The following is a 25,362-nucleotide window of genomic DNA, read 5'->3' on the forward strand; positions in this document are numbered from 1 at the left end:
TCATTAAATTTAAGGCTTTTATGGATGCAGCAGTCTATTTTTTTGCTACAATCTTAATATGGAATTCAATGTAATCGGATATGGTTTGATCCGCCAGATTATCATAGAACTTCCCCGATTTATATCTCACATCCCACAATGTCCGATCAATGGCCAGATAGCCGCTTAAGTTGACAATCCCGTCCCTGGTTTCCAATTTGGCAGCAAAACTGACCGGTTGCGTGATGCCTCTTATCGTCAGGTTTCCTGTAATGTTCCTGCTCTCGGCATTTTGGGTAAGTACGATTTTAGAAAGTGGAAATTTTTTGACATCAAAAAAATCAGGGCCTTTTAAATGTTTAATAAGGCCATTATCCCGTTCATGGTTTTCATCTTCAATTGTATTCATGTCGATTTCAGCCGTACCGCCTACAATTCGATTGTTATCAATCATCAGTTCTCCTTTTGAAATATGGACATATCCGGCATGACTGTTCGAACCAACCAGGTTCGAACCTTTCCATGTTACGACAGTTTGCGTTGTGTCTATACTGTATTTTTGGCCTTGGGATAAGGAACCCGAGGATGCGTTGTCATTATTTTCCTGTTTAGGCCCTTTGCAACCCAAAATTAAAATGGAGAGGCATAAAATGGAATAAGTGATGGATGTCTTAGTGTTCATAGTGAAAAATTAGATTGATTGATTGATTGATTGAAACTCGTTGGCAAATGATTTTTTAAATTAGCGGCACATGTCATCTGGCTATTTTTGACTTCAAAGTCAATAAATACCCGTAAACAGGTTCGGCGAACTTACCTTGATAATTTCGGTACCTGGAGATTTGGTTTGTAAATAAGAATGTAAACTTTGTAAATAAAAAAGTGACACTATGATTAATAGCCGAAATCTCATGCCAGGTAAAGGCCGGTACTTTTTTGGAATCCTGCTGCTTTTATTTATTTCTGTGGCCTGCGCCGCTTTCAGCCTCACTGATCGTAACGACTATACTGTATCAAGAAGAGAAGTTTTGCTTCGCCGGCTCGGGCATGAAATACTGCTGCAGTCGGGCGACAGTATATCGCGCGTTCTTCCGGTAAAAAAAATATCCGAAAACGAGTACCAGATCCGGTTTGAGGATGAGTTTACTTTTCAACCCGACTCTCTGGTAAATACTACCCGTTATTTGTTGGCCAAAGATCCCTTGTCAAGTGACTATATTGTTCAGGTACTGAACAAGGACGGCTCCGGTATAGCTTACGGATATGCCATATCGAAAAATAATAAAGAAGATGACATTATTTCCTGTACAGGCAGAAAACAGCCCAAGGCACATTATGTGATCAACATTAAATTTGAACCGACAGGCATTAATGCAACAGCCAATGGATATCTTTTGGGGAGCCTGCCACTTTTGGCTTTTGTCGGATTTATTTTTTTAAGATCAGTCAAGCCGCCAAAAGCCTCAACAGGCGGTACACTGACTTTGGGATCGACATTATTTGACATAATGACTCGTAAACTTATTGTAGGTGGAGAAACCACAGAGCTGACCAGGACTGAAGCCCGTGTACTGCATATTTTTGCATTGTCGCCCAATGAGATCATAGAGCGAAGCCGGCTCCAGAAAGAGATATGGGAAGATGAAGGAGTCATTGTGGGCCGAAGCCTCGATATGTTCATATCAAAACTTAGAAAAAAACTGGAACTTGATCCGAATATCAAAATCGCTGTCATACGCGGGAAAGGCTATAGACTTGAAATTGGCATTTAAAATTCTTTTTGTTCAACTGCACTGATCATATTATTTACGATTGCTGTCCAAAATAGAACCGTAAAGTTTGTTACGCAATTTCCGGTTACGTAAAAAAGCGTAACACATAGTTACGTAACGAAAATCAACAGGATAAAAATGGTGAAGAAACGTGGCGGGCGAAAATACCGCGACTTAAGTCGGGCAAATAAAAAAAGGCGCCCATTACGGACGCCTCTTTCAACATAAGCCTAAAATTATTCAATTGATAACAGTTACTGTTATCCGTTAACCATTTTACAAAGCGGTAATCACAAATAAACTTCTGCGGTTGGCCTGGTGCTCGTCTTCTGAACACTCAACACCATCGGAGCATTTGTTTACCAATTGTGATTCACCGTAGCCTTTTGCGGTCAATCTGTGTTTGGCTACACCGTGAGATAGCAACCATTTCAACGTGGACTGGGCACGACGGTCAGACAGCTTCTGGTTGTATTTGGCAGTTCCGCGGCTGTCGGTATGAGACTGGATATCCAGTTTCATGGTCGGGTTTTTCTCAAGTACGTCAAGTATCTTGGCCAGATCGACTGCTGCATCGTTGCGGATGTCAGATTTGTCGAAGTCAAAATAAATCAGTCGGATCTTGAACGCATCGGCCAGGTTGTCGCCAACTTTTACGGCTTGTACAACCGGATCGAGAAGGAACGGAAGTTCGGTCTTGTCTTTATCGGACGTGATGATTACCGGAACTTCTTTGGTGATGTATCCTTCAGCCTCAGCCTTCACATAATACTTCTTACCGGTTTCCACTTCGCCAAGGTCGTATTTGCCCTGAGCATCAGATTTAACCGTTTTGATTACCTTGAAATTCTCGTCGCTCAACGTGATCGTCGCGTTTGGAATGGCTGCGGTCGTATTGACATCTTCTGTCTTACCTACAAGCTGCTGGACTTTTTTCATATCCAGTTTCTTGGTCTCGACGAATTTGTAGATGTCATCCGAACCTTTTCCACCATCACGGTTAGAACTCAGGAAACCTTTGCGTGTCTCGCTGTTTATATAGTAAGCGAAGTCATCCTTAGGACTGTTCGCATCGGCACCCACGTTGAAGATTTCACCGAATGCGCCTTTGTCGTCCAGTTTGGAAACAAAGATGTCGAAACCTCCAAGGCCCGGATATCCGTCAGATGAGAAGTAAAGCTCGTTATCACCACTCATAAAAGGGAAGGACTCACGGCCCGGTGTGTTGATCGAAGCACCCAGGTTTTCCGGCGCACCGAACGTACCATCGGCACCAACAGAAACCTTATACAAATCGGAACCTCCAAAACCGCCTGGCATATCTGATGCAAAATACATCGTCTTTCCATCAGGACTCAATGATGGATGGGCCACACTGTAGTCGTTGCTGTCGAAAGGAACTTCTTTCGGATCTGACCACACAGAATCTTTGAGCGTTGCCCAATAGATCTTTAGGTTCGTCTTGTTCTTGGCATCGCGGCCACGTGTTCCGTTGAAGTTATTCCGTGTGAAATACATGGTTTTTCCGTCTTTGGTAAAAGCGGCTGAACCTTCATGGAAACGCGTCTTTACAGATCCTTTCAATTTCTGTGCATCGCTTAGTGTTCCGTCCGGAGTCAAAATGGCTTCGTAAAAATTGGTCAGGTATTTACCATCCCAACGATCGGTACGCTTGGCGAAGTTTCCGGTATCACGTGCCGTTGTGAAAACCATCTTGTTGCCCCATACGGCAGAACCGTAATCGGATGCAGACGAGTTGATTCCGGCATCTTCCAATTTGTATCGGCCCGAATTCTTGGCAATCACCTCGCGGTAATTCTTTTGGGCGTTGTACAATTTAGAGCGCGGATCAGATGCGTTCTTCGACGCGAACGTGGCAAGCATCTGGTCGCCCTTGGCGTTATCACCCGTAGCTTTAAGCGATTGGGCATAACGATAGTAATATTCCGGTGCAACATCCTGCGACATGGCGAAGAGTTCACCGTACCATTTGGCCGCATTCGTGAAATCCGACTGGAAATAGTAGGAATCGGCCAGGTTCTGAAGCAATGCCGGATTCTTATATCCTTTGTTGGCAATGCGTTCGTAGGTTTTGATAGCGTCTACGTAGGCGTATTTCTCGAAATTCTTGTTAGCGCGTTTCTCGGCACCTTCCTGGGCGTAGAGAGACGTAACAGAGAACAGGCCTGCGAGTGCGATATGTACGAGTCTATTTTTCATGATATACATATTAGAAGAATCTTGGGGTAACTAAATCTTTGTACTTGCGGACCAGTTCGAAACGCAGGTAGATTTCATGCGAACCTGAACTGTAGTTTTTCAAACGCGTGGTTTCCATATCGTAGGCGTAACCCAGCATAAGGCCATCGGTAATCTGGATACCGGCCATGGCGCTCCATGCTGCATCCCAACGATAGGCTGCTCCAAGCGTGAACTTGTCGATAAACATAGCATTCAGTGAGATATCTGCCTGAAGCGGTGCACCTTGTACTGCTTTGAGCAATAGGGCAGGCTTCAGTTTGGTTGACGGACTCACGTCGAATACATAACCTCCTATAAGGTAGTAGTGCATTTTGGCTTTGCTGACTTCTACGTTGTTGTCGTCGTACTGAAACTGCTGGAGCAATCTCGGAACCGAAAGACCTACATAGTAGTTATCACCGTGTAAGTAAGCACCTGCACCAATGTTCGGTGACAGTTTGCTGTTGTAGCTCTGCAGGTTCGGATCTGATGCATTCGACGGATCGAGTTTGTTTACATCAAGAGAGAAAAAATCCGCAGATCCTTTGATACCGAAGGACAACTTGGTGGTTTCACCCATTGGTACGGTATACGAGATGTCTACATTGAACGTGCTCTGGTCTGTAGGTCCTATCTGATCATTGATGAATCCAAGACCGAGACCTAAACGGCTGTTGCCTATTGGTGTGTTGAGGGAAAAAGCACCGGTTTTTGGCGCTCCGTCCAAACCGACCCACTGGGTACGGTACAGTCCGAAGAAACTCATGGCACCACGTGAACCAGCATAAGCAGGGTTAATGTTCACGGTGTTGTACATGTATTCGGTATACTGTGCATCCTGCTGGGCAAAACTTGCGATTCCCGTCAGCAGCATGGCGAAAAGTATGATTTTATTTTTCATCATTTCTTGTTTTTAGATTTGGGGGTATTATCTGCTGATGTACAAATAGCTTGATTTCTCAGTTACTTTACCTTCTACATCGGTGTATTTGAGGATGTAGAAATACGTTCCGGCAGGAAGCTCCTCGTCTTTCTTAAGCGTAGCACGCCCTTCTGACTGTCCGCGGAAAACAACGCTCGTGTTGTTGTACTGACGCGCTTCGTAAACCAGGATTCCCCAACGGTTGTATACTTCGATAGAGTTATCTGTATAACATCCGTCCGTAAGACCGTCGATGATCATGGTATCGTTTTCACCGTCACCGTTAGGAGTGATCGCATTGTGTACCAATACGGAACAAGCCGGCAATACGATACAGTCGTCGTTGATCGCGATAGCCAATTCCGCTGTCTGTTCGCAACTGTCTACAGTAACTGTATAGTTAATGGTATAGTTACCAACTGCCAACCCTAGCGGAACAAAGTTGCTTCCTTGCAAAGCACCTGTATTGGCTGGGTCAGAGAATGTTCCTCCTTGTGCAATGCCTGCAGGAAGGTAGTCTGTCAGGTCAACGATTGCACTTTCGTCAGCATTACACTGATCTGGAGTAGAGCCATTCTGCGTAGCCGGAGTGGTTACCGTAACAGATTGTTGGGCTGTACTTGTCAAACCATTCGCATCTGTAAACAACCAGTTAACAGTATATGTTCCCGCAACGTTATAGGTCAACGGATCTGTGGTTGTTGCAGTAACTGTTCCGCTACAGTTATCCGTAGCAGTTGGAGTTGGTACAGTAATGTCACAATCCTGGGACAATGCTGCCAATGCAGGGGCGGTCGGAGGCGTCACATCCTGAACGATTACTTGTTGGGAATCCTGAACGGTTCCGGTAGAGAACACATAGGTCCACGTGATAGTAAACGTACCTTGTGATGTAAACGAAGTCTGGTCTGGCGTAGCCGTAACCAAAGCACCTGTACACGGATCGTTAGCCTGTGGAGCTGTACCTGCTGTCACCGAACATTCGCCTGTGAGCGTTGGTAATGTAGGAAGGACCGGAGCGCCAGGGTTTGTAACGATAACAGTCTGCTGGGCGAATACAGAAGCGTTTCCGTTTCCGTCATTGAATTCCCAGTTGATGGTATATGTTCCGGCAACGCTGTAGTCTACAGGATCAGAAGTTGTACCTGTTACTGTACCGGCACAGTTGTCGGTAGTAGTAGGTGCATCGACGTGGATGGTACAAGATGCGGTTGCATTGGCAAGAGTCGGCTGAACCGGAGATTGTGTATCGTCGATTGTAACGTCTTGTGTAGCAGTCACTGTTAATGGAGGAACTGCGTTTCCGTAAGCAAACGTCCATGTGATGGTATAAGAACCTTCTGTTGTAGGATTGACATTATCCAAAGTAGTACCTGTGATAGTACCGCCTGTACAAGGATCTTCGATGGTCGGAGCCGTGATAGGAGCAGGACATTGCATTACAATAGGTGATAAAACCGGAGCTGTAGGTGCAACCGCGTTCACGATTACGGTTTGCGTCGTAGAATCTATGTTTCCGTTTCCATCGTCAAATGTCCATGTAATGTTGAACATACCTGGTGTATTGAATACCAATGAATCAGAAGTTGTACCTGTGATTGTTCCGGCACAAGAATCTGTGGCTACAGGAACATCTGTTACAGTTCCGAAACAGTCGAACTCAATAGTGCTAAGTGATGGCAATACCGGATTGGTTACGTCATCGATGACTACAGACTGGTTAGCCGTAACATCTGTACCATCAAAGTCAAAATGCCATACGATAGTATATGTTCCATCACCCGTGAAAGTCGTAGGACTTGTAGTTGTTCCTGTTACTTGCGTATCTGTACAAGGATTTGTTACTACCGGAGCTGTGATTACAGGGTTACATTCAGCAGTTATGGCAGGAAGATCACCAATTTGCGGTAAAGCAGAAGGATCGATAGTAACTGTTTGCTGAGCTGTAGTGGTATTTCCGTTTCCGTCATCAAAAGTCCAGTTGATCGTGTATACACCAGGAGTGGTGAAAGTCGTAGGATCTGTAGTAGTACCCGTGATTACGCCCGCACAAGCATCAACAGCAGTCGCCGCCGGAACTGTAAGTCCGCAAGGAGATACTATTGGAGAAAGATTGGCAACCGGGTCTGTGTTGTCGAAGCTACGCGTGATGTTCTGGTGTAATTCAAGAACATTCTGACAAGCATCTGTTACAAGGTAAGTACGTACGATAGTTTCGTTACAACCATTCAATACAGGCTGGCTGTCACCTCCGTAAGTTACCGTAGGTGTGCTGCAGTTGTCTGCCTCGTCCGTTACCAGGTTTACATCTGGATTTGGGAACGGCTGGTTGAAGTCTACGATCACGATGTCTGCCGGAGCTGTAGCTGTAGGCAATACAGTATCGTTAGTACGGGTAAGTACCTGAGTAACAACAATACTGTTACCGCAATTATCGGTTACACTATAAGTACGCATGATGGTTTCCTGGCAACCTACAAATACCGGAGCGCTGTCACTTACGAAGGCAACTTCCGGAGAAGCATCGCAATTGTCTGCTTCATCCAAAACTACCGAAGTATCCGGAGCAGGAAAAGCAGTGCCACAACCTACTACGTCTATCTGTGCAGGGTTCGATGCCGTTGGATCTACAGAATCACCAACAGTAATGGTTTGTTGAACAGTCAAACTGGAACAACCACTGATTGTAAATGTACGTGTAACGTTTAGCGGGCAGGTACCGCTAACAGTATCCTGGTACGTGATACCTGTAACTGCTGCAGGAACAGATAATACACCACCAGCCAATAAATATTGAGCAACAGAAATGGACACAGCCGTTTCACTGTATACCAAACCTGTAATGGCGGAAGTAGAACAGCCTTCAACAATAAGTGCTGCCGGAGCCTGAGCCGTAAGAGCCGTAGGCAGAACGGTTACAGTACAATTAGGACATTGCTCGTTGTAGAAAGGACTGCTGCTTGAAATAGGAGTAGGATCTACGGAAGAATTATTAAGTGCTTGTCCTTCTGAATCTGTAGCTGTTACGTTGGCGAGGTTATATACTGCACCAGCAGCGGCCTCGGCGGCTGTGATAGTATGTGTGCCTGTAAAGTTCGTTGAGTTGGTTGCGCCCGGTGCAAGTGTGGCAAGGGCCGAACCACTTAATGTTACAAGTGGATCGTTGACCATAATGTTAGTCAAGGCGTCCTCACCTGTATTGGTTACCGTGAAGCTATAATTTATAGTATCACCGGCATCTGCGATACAGTTATTATTACTGTCGACATATACGCCATCTTTTTGCAATGCAATTCCCGCAGGAAGTGGCACGACAGTAACCGTATTGAAGTTATATGCAATAAAAGCCAGATCCGAAGTTCCTTTGAGACCAACACCAAAACTTACGATTTGCTGGTAGTTCGCTGGTGTAATTCCAAAGTCACTCAAGTCTGCAGCCCAGAAACGTATTGGGCGCTCTGTATTCACAAAACCTCCAGGAATAACCATTGGTACACTATTCACCTGGTAGAAATCTGCGACCCAGTTTCCTACCGGTGTAATATTGGCCAGGACGATGTTCATTGTATTTCCTACTATATTCCCATCTGCATCGCGGAAAGAATATTGATCATTCGCCCCCGAAGGCTGGGCTATCTGGCTGATGAGGATGTCTGGTATACCATCACCAATGGATGCAGCCTGCATTCCACTGACACCAAAATTGATGTTTCCGGTTGGAATGTTGGCGACACAGGTACCCAAATCAAGTCCGTGGGCACCATCGGTAAGGTACATTGGAATGTTGTTGATTGGAGGAGGGACCGAACCACCGTTATTTACCCCATCATACAATTGACCCAAACCAATAAAAGTACTACTGGTTGGTGTTCCTGTAAAATAGAGAAACGGAAGTGCCTGGAAATCCTGAGGAGAGAATACCTGACCGTTTGTCGTCAGCAATGCATCGTTCACACCTGTAGAGTATCTTGTACCGTTGTACGTAAAACTCACCAGATTGTGGCTGTTTTGAGGTTTTATGGGGTTTATGTTCCCAATCCCACTTTTCCAGTAGCCCTGATAATCCGTAATGATTTCAGTAACTGCTTGGGCCCGTAGGGACGGAGAATTAAAAACACCATAAAAAAGGAGCAGGTATAATGCACCCTTTACGCGTGTAAATAATTGTTTCATAATACATTAATTGTTAAGTTTTTAAAGCAAATAAAATTGTGGCAGCGTCATTTAATGACAGGACGAAATTATTACAACCTGACAATACACGTTCTTTTTAGGCCGAGAAATAGATAAAATGCTCAGTTTTTCGGTTAAAAGATGTCGATTATGTAATATTTATCGACGAGTGGTATTGGCAAAAAGTTAAAATCGGAACCGATTTTTGAATAAAAACACAGTTACGGGTGTCAAAACTGCCTGTTCTTTCAATATGCTTTCATAGTTAGATTGGGATTAGGGGTTAAACATGCCATTCAATAATTGTAATCATAAACTTATTAATCAATTCAAATGTATCACTTTATCGGTAAAATAATACACTTTGTCGATATTTTTTTAAAAAAAATTCATTTCGTCGATGAAATGCAGCTTTTAAACTGGTGTTTTTTGATGTGGAAATGGATTATAAGTAAAGCATATTTTTAACGGTGAATGTCTTATAGACACTGATAGTCTTTGATAATCAGGAGTATATAATATATTGAAATTGTCTCATTCAAGATGTTAGTGACAGTTTCATCTTATAAAATACTGCTGACCCGTTATAAAAAATCATAAATGGTGTAAATTCTTACAATTAAATTCTAAAGGCGCTTGTTTCAATGGTTTTGGCCAAAACCGTTTATCGTCAAAATTGACATTTCATTATCCGTTCGTCGATAAAACAGATCGCTTCAACAATTATATGTGAAGATTATCATCTGTCACAAATCAGCCGACATAATTTTGCCCTGTAACTGATTTGATAACCTACTTAAAATCAAGAACAATGAAAACAAGAATACTTTTTACAATTTTATTTGCAATGGTTGCTTTTGCCGGTCAATCCCAAGTCGGACCAGGTGAAATAGACAACACATTTAATTCAAGCGGCATTGGAGCTTATGGAGGAAATCCTTCTGCAGTTCCTTTAGATGCGACCGCTGACGGAAACGTTTACAAATCCAAAGTCTATCCGGCGACTTCGGTTCACAAGGACAAAATCCTTATCGTGGGACGTTTTACCAGCTACAATGGTGTTGCCCGTGAATACATTGCCCGCTTGAATGCCGATGGTACGCTTGATACCACATTTTCTGCGACAACAGCCTTTGGAAGCAGTCAGTATATATACTGCGTTGAAATTCTTGCTAACGATAAAATCCTTATCGGAGGAGGTTTTACTGTTGCCGCCAGTGGAATTACCTATAAAAATATGGCGCGTTTGAATTCAGATGGTACGCTTGATACTACTTTTTGTTCGGCTGCAGGAACAACCCGCGGAACGAACGGTGTGGTACATGCCTTTTGTCCACTGGGAACAAATGCTTCTTCCGGCTTATATATAGGAGGTGATTTTTCATCTTACAGCGGAACCGCTTGTGGACGCGTAATCAAGTTGACTTCTGTGGGTGCTTTGGCTTCAGGCTTTTTGACAAGTTCCACAAATACGCCAACCGGTGAAGTTCGTACAATCGTGCTTCAGGGAACAAGCCCTACAAGCAAAGTTCTTGTCGGCGGATTCTTTGCAGGCTTCAACAATGGCGGAACCACGGTAAATCAGTCTCGTATCATCCGGTTGAATACGGACGGAAGCCTTGATACGACATTTAATTCCGGTGGAGCAGGAGCAACCGGCGGAAGTGATGGAGCCGTATTCCAGATAGCTTACGTAGGTTCAGGTTCTTATTCCGGAATTTATGTAGCGGGAAGATTCGACTTATATAACGGAGTGGCCCGTAAAGGCTTTATAAAACTGAATACCAGTGGTGCTTTAGTAACAGGTTTCAACGGAGGCGCTGCCGGAACAGGCGGAACTTATACACACGTTTTCTGTTTCACGATCCAGCCGGACAACAAGTTTATCCTGGGGGGAAACTTCACACAGTGGAACGGCACCAATATTCCAAAAGCAATCGTTCGTTTGAATCCTGACGGGTCAAGAGATACTACTTTCCTTACAGGCACAGGATTTTCCGGTGGAACAAGTGTTTATCAAGGTGTTGCGGTTATCCGTGATATCCAACTACAATCTGATTCAAAAATCATAGTTGGCGGCGATTTTACAACATATGACGGGAACCCAAGACGTATGATTGCGCGTATAAAAACACGTGAGTGCTCACTTGCTGCGGTATATTATGAAGATACAGGCTGGGACGGTGGTGTCATCCCTACAGATCCGACCAACGAAAACTATTATGTATCTATCGTAAGCGGAACCTGTACTATTCCGTCCGGAACAAACGTATATGCCTGTGAACTGGACATCAAGCCGGGGGCCACTTTACTAGTCGAGCACAATGCATCGATTACTGTAAAAGGCGTTTTGATGAATAACGGCTATTTTCAGATTGATGATAGCGGAAGTCTGATCCAGATTAAAGACGATGCGGTTAACGCGGATCTTGGAGACGGTATGTTCAAAGTAATCCGCAATACAAAACCTGTAAGAAGATATGATTTTACCTATTGGGCTTCACCTGTTGAAAATCAAACGCTTTACAATTTATCTCCCAATACGCTTGCCGATAAATACTATAAATTCAACACGGCCGGAAATAACTGGGTAACTATTATGAACGGAGCAGAAAGCATGGCGACAGGCCAGGGATACATCATCCGCGCACCTCAATCACACAGCATTACAGCGCCTTCCGTTTACCAAGCTACTTTTATTGGCCGCCCGAACAACGGATTGTTAAGTACAACAGTATATAAGAGCGGAACCAATTCCTGGAATCTGTTAGGAAATCCATATCCTTCATCTATTGACATTAACTCATTCCTCAACGATTCAAACAACTCTACCAAGCTTGGAGGAACAGTCTACATCTGGACACATAACACTGCTATCAATCCACAAACAGGTGTGTATTCTTATGTAAGTTCCGATTACCTGGCTTACAACAAGACTGCCGGTACTGTTACTTCTCCTGGAGGAGCTTCGTTCAACGGAAAACTTGCATCAGGCCAGAGTTTCTTTGTTGAAGCGCTTGCAAACAATGTTAGCGTACAGTTCAAAAACAGCATGCGGTCAAGCACTAACAATACACAGTTTTTCAGGACTAGTGCCCAAAATTCGCCTAATGCATCTTATGATGTAGAAGATACGACAAAAAGCCGTGTGTGGCTAAATATTACCAATGCAAATGGAGCCTTCCACCAAATTGCCGTAGGTTATCTGGCAGGTGCGACTAATGGTTTTGACCGTGATTATGACGGAAAGGTTTTCAGCGGAAGTTCGCTGACGCTTTATTCTGTCGGAGTTAACGAAAACTACGTAATACAGGGACGGGCATTGCCTTTCAAGGATACTGATGAAGTAGAACTTGGATACACCAATCCAAGTCAGGGAACGCTCACCATATCGTTGGCTCAGTTCGACGGTTTGTTTACAGAACAGGATGTCTATATCAAAGATGCCACTACAAATATGGTCCACAACCTTAAAAATGGTGATTATCAATTTACATCGGCTGCCGGATCTTTCCACAAAAGATTGAAAATCATATTCAAGGTGCCGTCTCAGCAACAATATTTGGGACGCCAGGCCAATCTTACTGCTTCGGCACGTGAAAATATGGTTCAGCTTAAAGCCGAAGAAGATGCCCTGATCAATAAAGTTGAGGTTTATGATGTAACAGGAAAACTTTTATTTGTAAGTAACGAAGGATTGAATTCTGATTCCTTTGAAACAACAAGCATCACACGTCAGAATCAATTGATTTTAGTCAAGGCTTACATGGTTGACGGAAAAATCCAGACCAAAAAAATAATGTTCTAATAAATGGTGTAATTGAAGTTCCTATCTGCCAGATAGCTACATAAGGTGATAGGAACTGCAATTTATCGGAAATAATTACAGTTTGTCCTAAAAATTATAGAAGTAAATAATTTCAGGATAATTTTAATTCAGAAATTCAGAAATCCCTAAATCTGCTGTTTCCTTATTACCGCCTGATGTTTGGTTTAGACTCGAATTAAACAAAATCGAATTATAAATTAAATTTAGGCTTATGATCAAAAAAAGACTTTTAACAGGCGCGGTTGCAGCTGTCCTTGGAGTATATGCTCCAAATGCTGTTGCCCAGGAAGGCCAGGGATGTTACGCTCAGACTGTTGAGAATTACACTCCCGGGACTTTGAAAAATTCCGCGAATCCGGTTCCTGCAGACCGTCAGCATGCTGACAGGGCTCTTGGGGTTCCACAAAATGACAACACAGAAAACTTCGTATCACTTGGATACGGCGGATCTTTGACACTTGGCTTCGGTGGAGCCGTAATGGATGGTGTTGGAAAAGACCTTTACGTTGTTGAAACTTCTTATGCTTCAAATGACTGTCTGAGCGACGGTATTGAGCGCGCTCAGGTATACCTTAGCCAAAACGGAACTGATTTCGTATGGGCTGGTGAACTTTGCCGTGACGGTTCAGTAGATATCGCTGCCGCAGGTTTCACTTGGGCTTCTTACATCAAAATTGAAAACGACGCTACAAGTACAACTCCTGATGGATTCGATGTTGATGGTGTTTACGCTGTAAACGGATGTGGCAACATTCCTGCTCCAGGATGTTATGCTGTTGAAGTGATGGATTTCTTCCAGGGAACTAAAGAAAACGGCCAGCCAATTACAGATCCGATGCGTACAGACGAAACCAAAGCTTTGGGAGAGCCTGAAAACGATCGTTCATCTGGTGCTGACAACTTCTTTACACTTGGTAACGGTGGTTGGATTGAATTAAGAATGAGTGATTTCATCATTCAGGATGGAACGTCTGCTCCGGATCTTCGCGTGTACGAAACTACATGGGGTAACCTTTCATGTGCTTCTTACCCGGAATATGCTGAAATTTCAGTTTCTGCAAACAACGTAAACTGGTATTCATTAGGTTTCCACTGCCAGAGTTCAGATATTTCCCTTGACCTTGATGCAGTTGTTCCAGGCGGAGTACACGTTAAATATGTACGTATCGCAACAAATTCTGCATTGGGAAGCACAGAAGATTTCTTCGATGTTGATGGTGTAGAAGCATTGTTCGGTTGTGAGCCTTTCGAGCCTGAAACTCCAAACGGATGTTTTGCAGCTTGTACTACAGGAGAAGGATATGTTCAGGGAACTACTAAACTTGGTGGTGCGTTGCCAGCAGCAAGAACTCACGTAGACAGAGCTTTGGGAACTCCTCAATACAGCGATGCAACAACTTCACCTGCTAACAACAACTTCCTTACTTTAGGTTACGGTGGTTCATTGACACTTTGCTTTGATGGTTTCATCATGAACGATGCTGGTGACGATATCGAAATTGTTGAAACATCTTTCAACAACCCATCATGTGCTTCTTATCCTGAATACGCTGACATCTGGGTTTCTAACGACAACGTAAACTGGTATTTCGTTAAGACAGGTTGCCATAACTTCACTGTAAACTTTGACGATGCGGTTGATGCAAGCAACAACCCAATCTACCTTCCTTACGTGCAGTATGTGAAAATCGCTAATAACGATAACCTTACAACAACTCCTGATGCTTACGATGTTGATGGTGTAAGACTGATCGCCAGCCAGTGTGAAAATACTCAAGGTCCGGTTACTAATGAGCCGGTCGGACAGCCTCAGCCAGTAGTTGGTTTGAGATCTTATCCAAACCCAAGCCGTGGAATTGTTAACTTCAACTTCTCTTCAATGTACACAGGTAATGCTTCTCTTGAAGTATTCAACATTGCAGGTCAGCGTGTTGCACTATTGTTCAACGACGAGGTTAAAGAAAATGAAGAAAACGTTGTGACTTTTGATATGTCTCAACTTCCAAACGGTGTTTACATTTCTAAGTTGAGTACTTCTGAAGGAGTAGTTACAGGAAAAGTAATGCTTGCAAGATAAGTTTCCAGATTTCATTATACCCAAAAGGCTGTCATTTCTGACAGCCTTTTTTATTTTAATAAATCAAAAGATAATTTAAAGCCAGTAAAAACAGAAAGAGGTTTCATAAAAATGAAACCTCTCCCATCAATAACCTAAATAACAAATAGAAATCTAAATTGTTCTTCAGGTTCTTAAGTATGTTGTATCTATAATACACTACAAAGATAAAAAACTTAAGTCTCTATTTTGCTGCTTAACGTTTATTTAACGGCACAACTTTGCTCTATGCCAACAATAAGCGATTAATTTGAAATAGGCTGTTTTCGCCCTTATTCATGAGACTTCTTATTTTTCTGATAATACGGATCGTGTCTTGTGATGTCCGCAAAACAGCATCTTTATATTCAGGATCATCTTTATGAAAATATTGAGCCGAATTTCCGTCATCCGATACCTTTATCCAATAAATTTTCGAATGATCGTCATCACGAAAAAAGTCATGCCATCTGGCAAAACCAACAGAACCTTTCCTGTCGTAAGATTTGCCATCGGCTGCAGTGAGCCTCCATTTACATTTTGCGGCGCGACCCCAATGTGTAGAAAATCTGTAAACACCATCATTGGTAAAATAATACCGGCTTCCGGAACGGCTTACATGATCTGGTTTTAAATCAGAAACAACCGAATTCTCGACCTGCCTGAAAATACAAAACGTATTCCTGTGAAAATTATGTCGCCCATACTGCATATTACAAATATAGTCGCTTCAGGGTTAATTGTTTTTTCGTTTTGTATGCTTGACACGTTGGACCGTATCGGTCAAATTTGGCGGAAGTCCCTGCGGCTGTACCTGTGTCTGTTTTTGGGATTGACCTTTTTCTTTTGACATTCTTTCGGCATTGACTTCTTTATTACTTTGTTTTTTAGCGTCTTTTTGAGCTGCTCTTTCTACCGATTGTTGCTCCTGTCTTGGAGGCTCCTGTTGGAGTTTATCATCTGTGGTTTGTCCTATGGAAAGCTGCGTCATCAGCAACCCGAGTATTGCAAATTGAATTTTCATGATTTCAGGATTTGAATTTTAATAAAATTACATTGGCAGAAGTAGAACAGACTTATATAGTATCTGTGGATTATTCCAACTTTGACGGTTCGCCTCCTGCCTCCAAATCCTTATATTTGCTTTTTAAATCGTCATCAGTGGGCAACAGCAATAAGTTAAAAATCTTCAACGATCCTATTTACGGATTCATCAATTTGCCCAATGAATTCATTTTCGACCTGATCCAGCATCCATTTTTCCAAAGACTCAGGCGCATCAGCCAAATGGGACTTTCGTATCTGGTCTATCCTGGGGCGCACCACACCAGGTTCCATCATGCGATAGGGGCTATGCATATCATGTCACGGGCAATCGATGTGTTGAAATCCAAAGGCATCCAGATTTCCAAAGACGAAGAAAATGCATTGCTGGCTGCCATTTTATTGCACGACATTGGTCACGGCCCGTTTTCACATGCCATGGAACACAGCATTGTTCCGAGTATGGACCACGAAAGCATCTCCTTACTATTTATGGAGCAACTCAATATCGAATTTAACGGAAAACTGGATGTGGCGATCCAGATTTTCAAAGGGCAATACCCACGTAAATTTATGCTCCAGCTGGTTTCAAGCCAGCTCGATATGGATCGGATGGACTATCTCAAACGCGACAGTTTTTACACAGGTGTCGCCGAAGGGAACATCAATTCCGACCGTTTGATCCAAATGATGAATGTATCCGACGATGTCCTGGTGATTGAAGAAAAAGGGATCTATTCTGTCGAGAAATTCCTCATGGCCAGACGGCTGATGTATTGGCAGGTCTATCTGCACAAAACAAGTCTCGGAGCAGAAATGTTACTCACAAAGGTATTACAACGCGCCAAGGAACTGATGCGAAATGGGGCAGAAGTCGATTGTCCCCAAAACCTCAAATTTTTCCTGCTTTCAGATATTACGATTGAAAATTTTACCGCCGACGTCCTACAGCGATTTTCAAGTCTCGATGATGTTGATATTCTATCGGCCATAAAAAACTGGACGAATGCAGAAGATGCCGTACTTCGTGATCTGAGTCTTATGGTCATCAACCGGGATCTTTTGAAAGTACGTCTCAGTGACGAAAAATTCCCCAAGCAACTGCTCAACGATTATCTGGCGCAGCTTTCAAAAGACCGGAATTGCTCGCTTCACGAGGCTTCTTACTTTGTATTCAAAGGCAAAATATGGAACCAGGTGTATAACAAACAAATGGAACCTGTGCGCATCATAATGAAAGACGGAAGCGTGGAAGATGTGATCGACCGTCCGGATCAACCGAGTCTCAGGGCGCTTTCAAAACCAATAACGAAATACTATATGTGTGTGCCAAAACATCTGGTATAAATTCAAATAGTACAACCAAATTTTTATATTTTTGTCCGAATGGAACGGGAACAACAAAGCCCATGAAACTACCGCGTCCATTCATTTTAAAGCCGACCATAACACAACCGAATGAAATTCACCGCAGCACAAATAGCAGGAATACTTGAAGGAGAAGTAATAGGAGATCCTTTGGTAGAAGTTTATAAACTGGCTAAAATTGAAGAAGGTGTCGCAGGTTCACTCACGTTTCTTTCGAACCCCAAATACGAAAATTACATCTATTCCACCCAGGCTTCGATTACGATTGTCAACCATAGTTTCGATCCGAAATCTGATGTAAATACCACACTCATAAAGGTCCAGGATGCCTATGGTGCTTTTACCCGTTTGCTCGAGGTATATAACGAGGTGAAGCGGAACAAGAGCGGCATAGAACAATTCACGATTATTTCCGATAATGTTTCGTACGGTGAAAACCTGTATCTCGGAAGCTTCAGCTATATAGGTGTCAATGTAGTCATTGGCGATAATGTTAAAATCTATCCGAATTGCTACGTTGGCGACAATGTACATATAGGTAATAACGTGACGTTGTTTGCCGGAGCAAAAGTGTATTCGGAAACGGTAATCGGGAATCATTGCGTCATTCATTCCGGAGCCATTATCGGTGCAGACGGATTCGGGTTTACACCCACCGAGGACGGAACCTACAAAGCCGTTCCGCAAATAGGCAATGTCATCATTGAAGATCATGTTGACATTGGTTCGTGTACCACAATCGACCGCGCGACTTTAGGTTCTACCATTATTCGCCGCGGTGTCAAATTAGACAACCAGATCCAGATTGCCCATAATGTAGAAATAGGCGAGAATACAGCCATTGCTGCCCAAACCGGTGTGGCAGGTTCGACCAAAATCGGCAAGAACTGTATCATTGGCGGACAGGTTGGTATCGTGGGACACCTTATTATTGGTAACAATGTCCGTATCCAGGCCCAGTCCGGAATCGGGAAAAATATAAAGGATGATGAAGTCCTGCAGGGAAGCCCGGCTTTCCATTTACCGGATTACAACAAATCCTACGTCCATTTCAAGAATCTGACGAAGATTGCTTCAGATATTGACGAATTGAAAAAAAGTGCAAACCAAATAAACAAATAATGGTTAAACAAAAAACCATAAAGAATGAAATCTCCCTTAGCGGTGTGGGACTTCACACCGGGAAAGAGGTTAAAATGACTTTTAAGCCGGCTCCTGAAAACCATGGATTCACGTTTGTCCGTGTAGATCTTGAAGGCAGCCCTGTAATCGAGGCCGATGCCAATTACGTAGTCAATACGCAACGCGGGACGAATCTCGAAAAGCTCGGCGTAAAGATACAGACATCAGAACACGTACTTGCAGCGCTTACGGGTTGTGATATTGACAATGTCATCATCGAACTCAATGCGCCAGAACCTCCAATCATGGACGGATCTTCCAAATTTTTTGTACAGGCGATAGAAGAAGCGGGTATTGAAGAACAGGATGCCGCACGCGAATATTTCGTGGTCAAAGAAGTGATTTCCTATACAGACGAAGCCACCGGAAGCGAAATCATCGTAATGCCTGCAGACGATTATCAGGTCACGGCCATGGTCGATTTCGGGACAAAGGTTTTAGGTACGCAGAACGCGACCATGAAAAGCCTTTCCGATTTCAAATCTGAAATATCCAATGCACGCACCTTCAGTTTTCTTCATGAACTGGAAACACTGCTCGACAACGGACTCATCAAGGGAGGCGACCTGAACAACGCGATTGTTTATGTAGACAAGGAAATCTCCGAGAATACGATGAACAACCTCAAGCATGCGTTCGGAAAAGAAAAGATTTCAGTAAAACCGAACGGTATCCTCGACAACCTGACGCTACACTATCCGAATGAAGCCGCGCGTCACAAATTACTTGATGTTGTTGGTGATTTGGCATTAATTGGAACCCGTATCAAAGGAAAAGTCATCGCCAATAAACCCGGGCATTTCGTCAATACCCAATTTGCCAAGAAACTCTCAAAGATCATCAAAATAGAACAGCGCAACCAGATTCCGGTTTTTGACATTTACAAAGAACCGTTGATGGACGTGAATAAAATCATGTCTATTTTGCCACATCGCCCGCCATTCCTGCTCGTCGACAAAATCCTCGAGATGAGCAGTACGCATGTGGTCGGATTGAAGAACGTCACGATGAACGAGAATTTCTTCGTTGGTCATTTTCCCGGAGCACCTGTAATGCCTGGCGTTCTTATAGTCGAGGCGATGGCGCAATGTGGAGGCATCCTTATTTTAAGCACGGTTCCGGATCCTGAAAATTACCTGACGTATTTTATGAAAATTGACAATGTCAAGTTCAAGCAAAAGGTGCTTCCGGGTGATACATTGGTATTCAAATGTGATTTGATCTCTCCTATCAGACGCGGCATATGCCATATGAAAGCGAGTGCTTACGCGAATGGCAAACTGGTTACCGAAGCAGAACTAATGGCGCAAATCGCCAAACAAAACTAAAAGACAATTTATGAATCAGCCATTGGCATATGTCCATCCCGGAGCGAAAATCGCCAAAAATGTGGTGATTGAGCCGTTTACGACCATCCACAATAATGTGGTAATCGGAGACGGAACCTGGATAGGATCGAATGTAACCATAATGGAAGGAGCACGCATCGGAAAGAATTGCAATATTTTCCCGGGCGCTGTAATTTCTGCGGTTCCACAGGATTTAAAATTCGGTGGGGAAGAATCGCTGGCCATCATTGGTGACAATTGTACCATCCGCGAATGCGTTACCATCAACAGAGGAACTATTGCTTCCGGACAAACCGTTATTGGGAACAACTGTCTTATCATGGCAACGGCCCACATTGCCCACGACTGTCATATTGGTGATAACGCCATCATCGTGAACGGGGTGGCACTTGCCGGACACGTTACGGTTGGTAAATTCGCTATCATAGGCGGATTGGCTGCCGTGCATCAATTCATCAGCATTGGAGATCACGCCATGATTTCGGGTGGATCACTGGTACGTAAAGATGTTCCTCCTTTTACCAAAGCTGCAAAAGAACCGCTTTCCTATGTCGGGATCAATTCCGTTGGTTTGAGAAGACGCGGGTTCACATCTGATAAAATACGTGAGTTGCAGGACATATACAGAATCCTGTACCAAAGAAATTACAATACGACCCAAGCCCTCGGTATCATAGAAGGCGAATTCGAAGCGACCCCGGAACGCGATGAGATCATCATGTTCATCCGGAATTCATCGAGAGGAATCATGAAAGGCTACTCCGGCGGATATTGACCGGCTCCAATAAATCAAATCAACAAATTACAAATCAACGCATAAACAACAATAATGGCTTCTACATCAGACATCCGCAACGGACTGTGCATCAAATTCAACCACGACATCTATAAAATCATAGAGTTCCTTCACGTCAAACCTGGTAAAGGACCGGCTTTCGTACGTACGAAATTAAAAAGTCTGACGAATGGTAAAGTGCTTGACAACACGTTTTCTGCAGGTCATAAAATTGATGAAGTACGTGTAGAGACGCACGAATTCCAATTTTTGTACGCCGAAGGTGATGCATATAACTTCATGCATACGGAAACGTACGAGCAGATTGCATTGAACAAGGAAATCCTCGATGCACCGGAACTTTTGAAAGAAGGAACTACCGTAAAAGTCATCATCAATGCCGAGACAGAAGCACCTCTGTCCGTAGATATGCCTGCATCTGTAATCCTCGAAGTTACTTATTCCGAGCCGGGAGCCAAAGGAAACACGGCAACCAACGCGACTAAGCCAGCAAAAGTCGAGACAGGCGCATCGGTCAACGTTCCTTTGTTCATCAATGAAGGGGACAAGATCAAGATCGATACGGCTACGGGTGCTTATATGGAGCGTGTGAAGGAGTAGTTGTTAACGGATAACAGTTATGAAATTCCCCCGCGTTTACGGTCTCGAAGAAATTGCAATGATCATCGGCAGTGAGTTTGTCGGCGCTAGTGATTTTGGTGTTCACGGCATGAATGAGATTCATGTGGTAGAACCCGGAGACATTGTTTTTGTAGATCATCCCAAGTATTACGACAAGGCCTTGCAGTCTGCAGCCACCATTGTCCTGATCAATAAAAAAGTGGATTGTCCCGATGGAAAGGCACTGCTCATTTCTGACGATCCGTTCCGCGATTTCAACAAACTGACGAATTATTTTTTACCGTTCGAGAAATCGGTCTCATCCATTTCTCCGTCTGCCACAATAGGCGAGGGCACTGTGATCCAGCCCAATTCATTTGTGGGTAACCATGTGGTCATCGGTAAAAATTGTATCATCCATTCCAATGTTTCCATTTACGACCATACCATTATTGGTAACAACGTAACCGTCCATGCCGGAACCGTTTTGGGAGCGAATGCTTTTTATTATAAGAAGCGTCCCGAAGGTTTCGACCGGTTGATTTCTGGCGGACGTGTGGTTCTTGAAGATAACGTCGACATTGGTGCCTCGTGTACCATCGATCGCGGTGTCACTGCCGATACGACTATTGGTGCGGGAAGCAAGATCGACAACCAGGTCCATATCGGTCACGATACGGTCATCGGAAAAAAATGTCTTATTGCGGCCCAGACAGGTATCGCTGGTTGCGTAGTCATTGAAGATGAAGTTACGATCTGGGGCCAGGTTGGTGTCAAAAGCGGCATTACCATCAAATCCAAAGCGGAATTATTCGCCCAGAGCGGTATCAGCAAAACCCTCGAAGGAGGAAAACAATATTTTGGGACGCCTGCAGTAGAGGCGAGGGAAGCCATGAAACAAATGGCATCGATCCGTCAGATTCCATCAATCATAGATAAGCTCAAATAAGTATGTCCCCTAAAAAATTCGTCCAGCTTTTTTATAAATCAGATGCACTTATCGATGGTGAAGTAATGGAACAATTCCTTCATCCGGAAGCCACAATCGACTGGAATAGCAGCAGGGGACTTATTCAAATGGACAGGGCCGCCATCATCCAGCTCGCCACCGAACTCGGTCGTGCCTATATGCGCTCAAAGGTCCGCATCAGCCATATCTTGCAGGAAGGCAACACAGTATCTGTGCGTTATACGCATCATATCAAGACGATAGAGAACCCGCGCGAAGAAATCCTGCTCGCGAATTTCATGGCAATCTGGGAAATCAAGGATGATAAGTTATACAGAGGTTATCAAATGAGCCAACTCTGATAAATTTGCTATATATTTCCTTTCCTGAATGCGGTTTAACCCGTACTTTTGCAACCAAAATAAATCTAAATAAAAATACGTAATGAGTGTTTTAGTCAATAAAGATTCAAAAATCATCGTACAGGGCTTTACCGGAAGCGAAGGTACATTCCATGCATCCCAAATGATCGAATACGGAACCAACGTTGTTGGAGGTGTAACTCCGGGAAAAGGAGGGACACAACATTTGGATCGTCCGGTTTTCAATACCGTAAAAGATGCTGTGGATAAGGCCGGAGCAGATGTTTCCATCATTTTCGTACCGCCGGCTTTCGCTGCTGATGCGATCATGGAAGCCGCCGATGCAGGAATCAAGGTCATCATCACCATTACAGAAGGTATTCCGGTAGCCGATATGGTCAAGGCATACGATTATATACAAGGAAAAGACTGCCGCCTTATCGGGCCGAACTGTCCGGGTGTCATTACTCCGGGAGAAGCCAAAGTGGGTATCATGCCGGGTTTCGTTTTCAAAAAAGGAACCGTAGGTATTGTTTCAAAATCCGGGACTTTGACATATGAAGCAGCAGACCAGGTTGTAAAACAAGGCTTGGGAATCACGACTGCAATCGGTATTGGTGGTGACCCGATCATCGGCACAACTACCAAAGAAGCGGTAGAATTATTGATGAACGACCCTGAAACCAAAGCCATCGTCATGATTGGTGAAATTGGTGGACAACTCGAAGCCGACGCCGCAAAATGGATCAAGGCAGATGGCAACCGCAAACCAGTAATCGGGTTCATCGCCGGAGAAAGTGCGCCTAAAGGACGTACCATGGGACACGCCGGAGCTATCGTTGGTGGTTCTGACGATACGGCCCAGGCTAAAAAGCAAATCATGCGCGACAACGGAATCCATGTCGTGGATTCACCGGCTGAGATCGGGAAGAAAGTAAAAGAAGTTTTGGGTTAACGGATAACAGTTAACAATTATCTGTAACCACTTTACTTATAGACTATCTAGCCCTGCAGATTGCAGGGCTTTTTTTTGGAACGGACAATTTTTTACTCCAAACTCTCCTTGAGCATTGATCTTTCCAATTCCAATACTTTCAATGTATGCCTGAGTTGCATCAATTCTTCAAAATGCATTGGCCTTTTCCATTTGGAATCAGAGGTATCGATTGAAAATACCATCGGATTGACAGGCTCGTCTGTTGTGGCGCGATTTTTTAGAAACCACGCCAGTTCCGAACGGGTTGTATCGCACTGCTGGTCCTTCAGCAGTACCCTTATCCGTCTTGCCGTTTTAATTTGCCGGAATTCATTTTCTTTGAGGACTTTCAAAAAATAATCGGCTTCCTGGTTACTTCTGTACGATACAAAGTCAGGCATGGCGCTCTTTCTTTTGTTTTGCTCCAAATGCATGGTCATATCCGATATAACCTGAAGCTTTTCTATGGGTAAATTTCTTCTTCCGGATTCAAACATCGCCAGTCGCGGACGGGAAACACCCAAAAGCATGGCCAGGACTTCCTGTTTGATTCCCAATTGTTTGTGTACACTCGATTTTTGTTTCATGTTACGTGATTTTGCGTTACGTTATTTTCCGTAACAGGAAAAAGAGTTACGGTTTATTGGATTGATGTCTAAAAGAGGCAAAAGGTTGGAAGACTACTTTTTATTTTTTGATTGTAGCTTGAAACACGAACAATAAAAAAGCCGGCTCCATAAAATAGAACCGGCTTTTCCGTTTTGCATATAACTATTATTCTAGCCTTTGATGAATTTCAAAGATTTACCATCGACGTTCAAAAAATAAAATCCCGGAGTCAGCTGATCGACATTAACTTTATTATTGCTGATGCTGCCTGAAAAAACCAATCTTCCTTCTGCGGAATATATGTTAATATCGGGGCTGGCATAATTCTCTATGTTCACAACAGCTGTAGCTGGATTAGGATACATCTTTAATGTTGGTATCTGGTTTTGGCTTACGGCGAGGATATCTCCGATTTCCTCGGAGGTCATCGCCCTTTTATAGACAGAAATCTCATCGATCTTTCCGTCGGTATATTCGTCCGGCCCACTTAAGCTGCGCCCTATGGCATATAAGTTCTCTGAATCCGGCGAAAAATCCTGTGAATAGGAAGATGAGCCTACGAGATTTCCGTCGACATAAAAATTCACGATCGATTCCGTCTTTTTATACGTCACGGCCACATGGTGCCACGCATTGAAATCCCACGTGTAATTCGCGCCGACAATTTCATAGTTATAGCCGGAAGTGAACAATATTCCGCCCGAAGCCCAATTGGCTTCCAAAACCAGCGAGCCGTAATCTGTCAAAGGATTGTATTGTTCGATTATAGGAAAAACGTTCCAGCCCTGATACCAGTTCCGGATGTTGATCCACGCGGCGATAGTGACTTCTTCACTCGTATAGATTTCGTCGAGTGAGGCGCTTGCCGGAAAATCAATGTAACTGTCGACGCCGTTAAAATCATAGGCGCCGTTCGGATTGCCGTTTCGGTCTTCGGTCAGCGTCGCATTGTGGACCGTGCCGTTGTTGTTGTTTCCGCTCGAGTCGTTGGCATTTCCGTCGAAGGTATAATGCAGGATAAGATCTTCCTGGGCCACAAGTGTCGGGGCACAGCATAAACTAAGTAACAGAATAGCGTAGAGGTGTTTCATGATACAGGATTTTCCCTAAAGATAA

At 43.7% G+C, this 25,362-nt stretch carries 19 protein-coding genes; 12 read left to right on the forward strand and 7 right to left on the reverse strand.

Features of this window, described 5'->3' with window-relative positions; translation table 11 throughout:
• Positions 1–34: 34 nt before the first annotated feature.
• Positions 35–661, reverse strand: a complete 627-nt coding sequence (locus G6047_RS12395; RefSeq protein WP_169527945.1) for a YceI family protein — start codon at positions 659–661, stop codon at positions 35–37.
• Between the two features lie 208 nt (positions 662–869).
• Here G6047_RS12395 and G6047_RS12400 point away from each other — a divergent pair, with 208 nt between their 5' ends.
• A complete protein-coding gene (locus G6047_RS12400) occupies positions 870–1,751 on the forward strand; it encodes a winged helix-turn-helix domain-containing protein (protein ID WP_169527946.1) in 882 nt (293 codons plus the stop codon).
• Positions 1,752–2,027: 276 nt separating this feature from the next.
• Here G6047_RS12400 and G6047_RS12405 read toward each other — a convergent pair whose 3' ends face one another.
• The 3 genes from G6047_RS12405 to G6047_RS12415 are packed head-to-tail and all read right to left on the reverse strand — an operon-like array spanning position 2,028 to position 9,087.
• Positions 2,028–3,971 (reverse strand): OmpA family protein, encoded by a 1,944-nt coding sequence (locus tag G6047_RS12405; protein WP_169527947.1) that lies wholly within the window; start codon positions 3,969–3,971, stop codon positions 2,028–2,030.
• Positions 3,972–3,981: 10 nt separating this feature from the next.
• A complete protein-coding gene (locus tag G6047_RS12410; protein ID WP_169528272.1) occupies positions 3,982–4,893 on the reverse strand; it encodes a PorP/SprF family type IX secretion system membrane protein in 912 nt (303 codons plus the stop codon).
• Between the two features lie 27 nt (positions 4,894–4,920).
• Positions 4,921–9,087: a gliding motility-associated C-terminal domain-containing protein gene (locus tag G6047_RS12415; RefSeq protein ID WP_169527948.1), complete on the reverse strand. Its 4,167-nt coding sequence runs from the start codon at positions 9,085–9,087 to the stop codon at positions 4,921–4,923.
• A gap of 811 nt (positions 9,088–9,898) precedes the next feature.
• Between G6047_RS12415 and G6047_RS12420 the strand changes: the two genes are divergently transcribed.
• The 3 genes from G6047_RS12420 to G6047_RS12430 all read left to right on the forward strand — a co-directional run bounded on the left by G6047_RS12420 (position 9,899) and on the right by G6047_RS12430 (position 15,645).
• Positions 9,899–12,895 carry a delta-60 repeat domain-containing protein gene (locus G6047_RS12420; protein ID WP_169527949.1) on the forward strand — a complete coding sequence of 999 codons (2,997 nt, stop codon included), beginning with the start codon at positions 9,899–9,901 and terminating at the stop codon, positions 12,893–12,895.
• A 232-nt stretch (positions 12,896–13,127) separates the two neighbouring features.
• Positions 13,128–14,993, forward strand: a complete 1,866-nt coding sequence (locus tag G6047_RS12425) for a T9SS type A sorting domain-containing protein (RefSeq protein ID WP_169527950.1) — start codon at positions 13,128–13,130, stop codon at positions 14,991–14,993.
• A gap of 457 nt (positions 14,994–15,450) precedes the next feature.
• Entirely contained in the window at positions 15,451–15,645 is a 195-nt protein-coding gene (locus tag G6047_RS12430) for a hypothetical protein (protein WP_169527951.1), read from the forward strand.
• A gap of 102 nt (positions 15,646–15,747) precedes the next feature.
• Here the strand turns inward: G6047_RS12430 and G6047_RS12435 are convergent, their stop codons facing one another.
• Positions 15,748–16,035, reverse strand: a complete 288-nt coding sequence (locus tag G6047_RS12435; protein WP_169527952.1) for a hypothetical protein — start codon at positions 16,033–16,035, stop codon at positions 15,748–15,750.
• Positions 16,036–16,172: 137 nt separating this feature from the next.
• On the opposite strand from G6047_RS12435, the gene G6047_RS12440 reads away from it, so the two are divergent.
• The 8 genes from G6047_RS12440 (at position 16,173) to sucD (ending at position 23,616) form a co-directional block, all read left to right on the forward strand.
• On the forward strand, positions 16,173–17,402 hold the full coding sequence (locus tag G6047_RS12440) for an HD domain-containing protein (protein ID WP_169528273.1): 1,230 nt from the start codon (positions 16,173–16,175) through the stop codon (positions 17,400–17,402).
• A gap of 111 nt (positions 17,403–17,513) precedes the next feature.
• Positions 17,514–18,545: a UDP-3-O-(3-hydroxymyristoyl)glucosamine N-acyltransferase gene (gene lpxD / locus G6047_RS12445; protein WP_169527953.1), complete on the forward strand. Its 1,032-nt coding sequence runs from the start codon at positions 17,514–17,516 to the stop codon at positions 18,543–18,545.
• Positions 18,545–19,933: a bifunctional UDP-3-O-[3-hydroxymyristoyl] N-acetylglucosamine deacetylase/3-hydroxyacyl-ACP dehydratase gene (locus tag G6047_RS12450; RefSeq protein ID WP_169527954.1), complete on the forward strand. Its 1,389-nt coding sequence runs from the start codon at positions 18,545–18,547 to the stop codon at positions 19,931–19,933. The genes lpxD and G6047_RS12450 overlap by 1 nt, the downstream gene beginning before the upstream one ends.
• 10 nt (positions 19,934–19,943) lie before the next feature.
• Positions 19,944–20,729, forward strand: a complete 786-nt coding sequence (gene lpxA, locus G6047_RS12455) for an acyl-ACP--UDP-N-acetylglucosamine O-acyltransferase (protein WP_169527955.1) — start codon at positions 19,944–19,946, stop codon at positions 20,727–20,729.
• A gap of 54 nt (positions 20,730–20,783) precedes the next feature.
• Complete coding sequence (gene efp / locus G6047_RS12460) at positions 20,784–21,350, forward strand: elongation factor P (RefSeq protein WP_169527956.1); 567 nt, start codon at positions 20,784–20,786, stop codon at positions 21,348–21,350.
• A gap of 19 nt (positions 21,351–21,369) precedes the next feature.
• Positions 21,370–22,299, forward strand: coding sequence for a UDP-3-O-(3-hydroxymyristoyl)glucosamine N-acyltransferase (locus G6047_RS12465; protein WP_169527957.1), 930 nt, complete (start codon positions 21,370–21,372; stop codon positions 22,297–22,299).
• Between the two features lie 2 nt (positions 22,300–22,301).
• The gene (locus G6047_RS12470; protein WP_169527958.1) at positions 22,302–22,661 is read left to right on the forward strand and encodes a nuclear transport factor 2 family protein; all 360 of its coding nucleotides are present in this window, start codon (positions 22,302–22,304) and stop codon (positions 22,659–22,661) included.
• An 82-nt stretch (positions 22,662–22,743) separates the two neighbouring features.
• Complete coding sequence (sucD, locus tag G6047_RS12475) at positions 22,744–23,616, forward strand: succinate--CoA ligase subunit alpha (protein ID WP_169527959.1); 873 nt, start codon at positions 22,744–22,746, stop codon at positions 23,614–23,616.
• A gap of 92 nt (positions 23,617–23,708) precedes the next feature.
• On the opposite strand, the gene G6047_RS12480 is transcribed toward sucD, so the two are convergent.
• Together G6047_RS12480 and G6047_RS12485 are read right to left on the reverse strand one after the other, a co-directional pair.
• Positions 23,709–24,224 carry a helix-turn-helix domain-containing protein gene (locus tag G6047_RS12480; protein ID WP_169527960.1) on the reverse strand — a complete coding sequence of 172 codons (516 nt, stop codon included), beginning with the start codon at positions 24,222–24,224 and terminating at the stop codon, positions 23,709–23,711.
• Between the two features lie 192 nt (positions 24,225–24,416).
• The gene (locus G6047_RS12485; protein ID WP_169527961.1) at positions 24,417–25,337 is read right to left on the reverse strand and encodes a LamG-like jellyroll fold domain-containing protein; all 921 of its coding nucleotides are present in this window, start codon (positions 25,335–25,337) and stop codon (positions 24,417–24,419) included.
• Positions 25,338–25,362 lie beyond the last annotated feature (25 nt).

Source organism: Flavobacterium silvaticum, assembly GCF_012911565.1.
GTDB lineage: Bacteria > Bacteroidota > Bacteroidia > Flavobacteriales > Flavobacteriaceae > Flavobacterium > Flavobacterium silvaticum.

Coding starts and splice junctions, on each gene's coding strand:
- G6047_RS12465 (WP_169527957.1), top strand. CDS start 21,370: ATGAAATTCCCCCGCGTTTACGGTCTCGAAGAAATTGCAATGATCATC.
- G6047_RS12450 (WP_169527954.1), top strand. CDS start 18,545: ATGGTTAAACAAAAAACCATAAAGAATGAAATCTCCCTTAGCGGTGTG.
- G6047_RS12430 (WP_169527951.1), top strand. CDS start 15,451: ATGATCGTCATCACGAAAAAAGTCATGCCATCTGGCAAAACCAACAGA.
- G6047_RS12470 (WP_169527958.1), top strand. CDS start 22,302: ATGTCCCCTAAAAAATTCGTCCAGCTTTTTTATAAATCAGATGCACTT.
- sucD (WP_169527959.1), top strand. CDS start 22,744: ATGAGTGTTTTAGTCAATAAAGATTCAAAAATCATCGTACAGGGCTTT.
- lpxA (WP_169527955.1), top strand. CDS start 19,944: ATGAATCAGCCATTGGCATATGTCCATCCCGGAGCGAAAATCGCCAAA.
- G6047_RS12435 (WP_169527952.1), bottom strand. CDS start 16,035: ATGAAAATTCAATTTGCAATACTCGGGTTGCTGATGACGCAGCTTTCC.
- G6047_RS12410 (WP_169528272.1), bottom strand. CDS start 4,893: ATGAAAAATAAAATCATACTTTTCGCCATGCTGCTGACGGGAATCGCA.
- G6047_RS12415 (WP_169527948.1), bottom strand. CDS start 9,087: ATGAAACAATTATTTACACGCGTAAAGGGTGCATTATACCTGCTCCTT.
- G6047_RS12400 (WP_169527946.1), top strand. CDS start 870: ATGATTAATAGCCGAAATCTCATGCCAGGTAAAGGCCGGTACTTTTTT.
- G6047_RS12420 (WP_169527949.1), top strand. CDS start 9,899: ATGAAAACAAGAATACTTTTTACAATTTTATTTGCAATGGTTGCTTTT.
- efp (WP_169527956.1), top strand. CDS start 20,784: ATGGCTTCTACATCAGACATCCGCAACGGACTGTGCATCAAATTCAAC.
- lpxD (WP_169527953.1), top strand. CDS start 17,514: ATGAAATTCACCGCAGCACAAATAGCAGGAATACTTGAAGGAGAAGTA.
- G6047_RS12395 (WP_169527945.1), bottom strand. CDS start 661: ATGAACACTAAGACATCCATCACTTATTCCATTTTATGCCTCTCCATT.
- G6047_RS12485 (WP_169527961.1), bottom strand. CDS start 25,337: ATGAAACACCTCTACGCTATTCTGTTACTTAGTTTATGCTGTGCCCCG.
- G6047_RS12405 (WP_169527947.1), bottom strand. CDS start 3,971: ATGAAAAATAGACTCGTACATATCGCACTCGCAGGCCTGTTCTCTGTT.
- G6047_RS12480 (WP_169527960.1), bottom strand. CDS start 24,224: ATGAAACAAAAATCGAGTGTACACAAACAATTGGGAATCAAACAGGAA.
- G6047_RS12425 (WP_169527950.1), top strand. CDS start 13,128: ATGATCAAAAAAAGACTTTTAACAGGCGCGGTTGCAGCTGTCCTTGGA.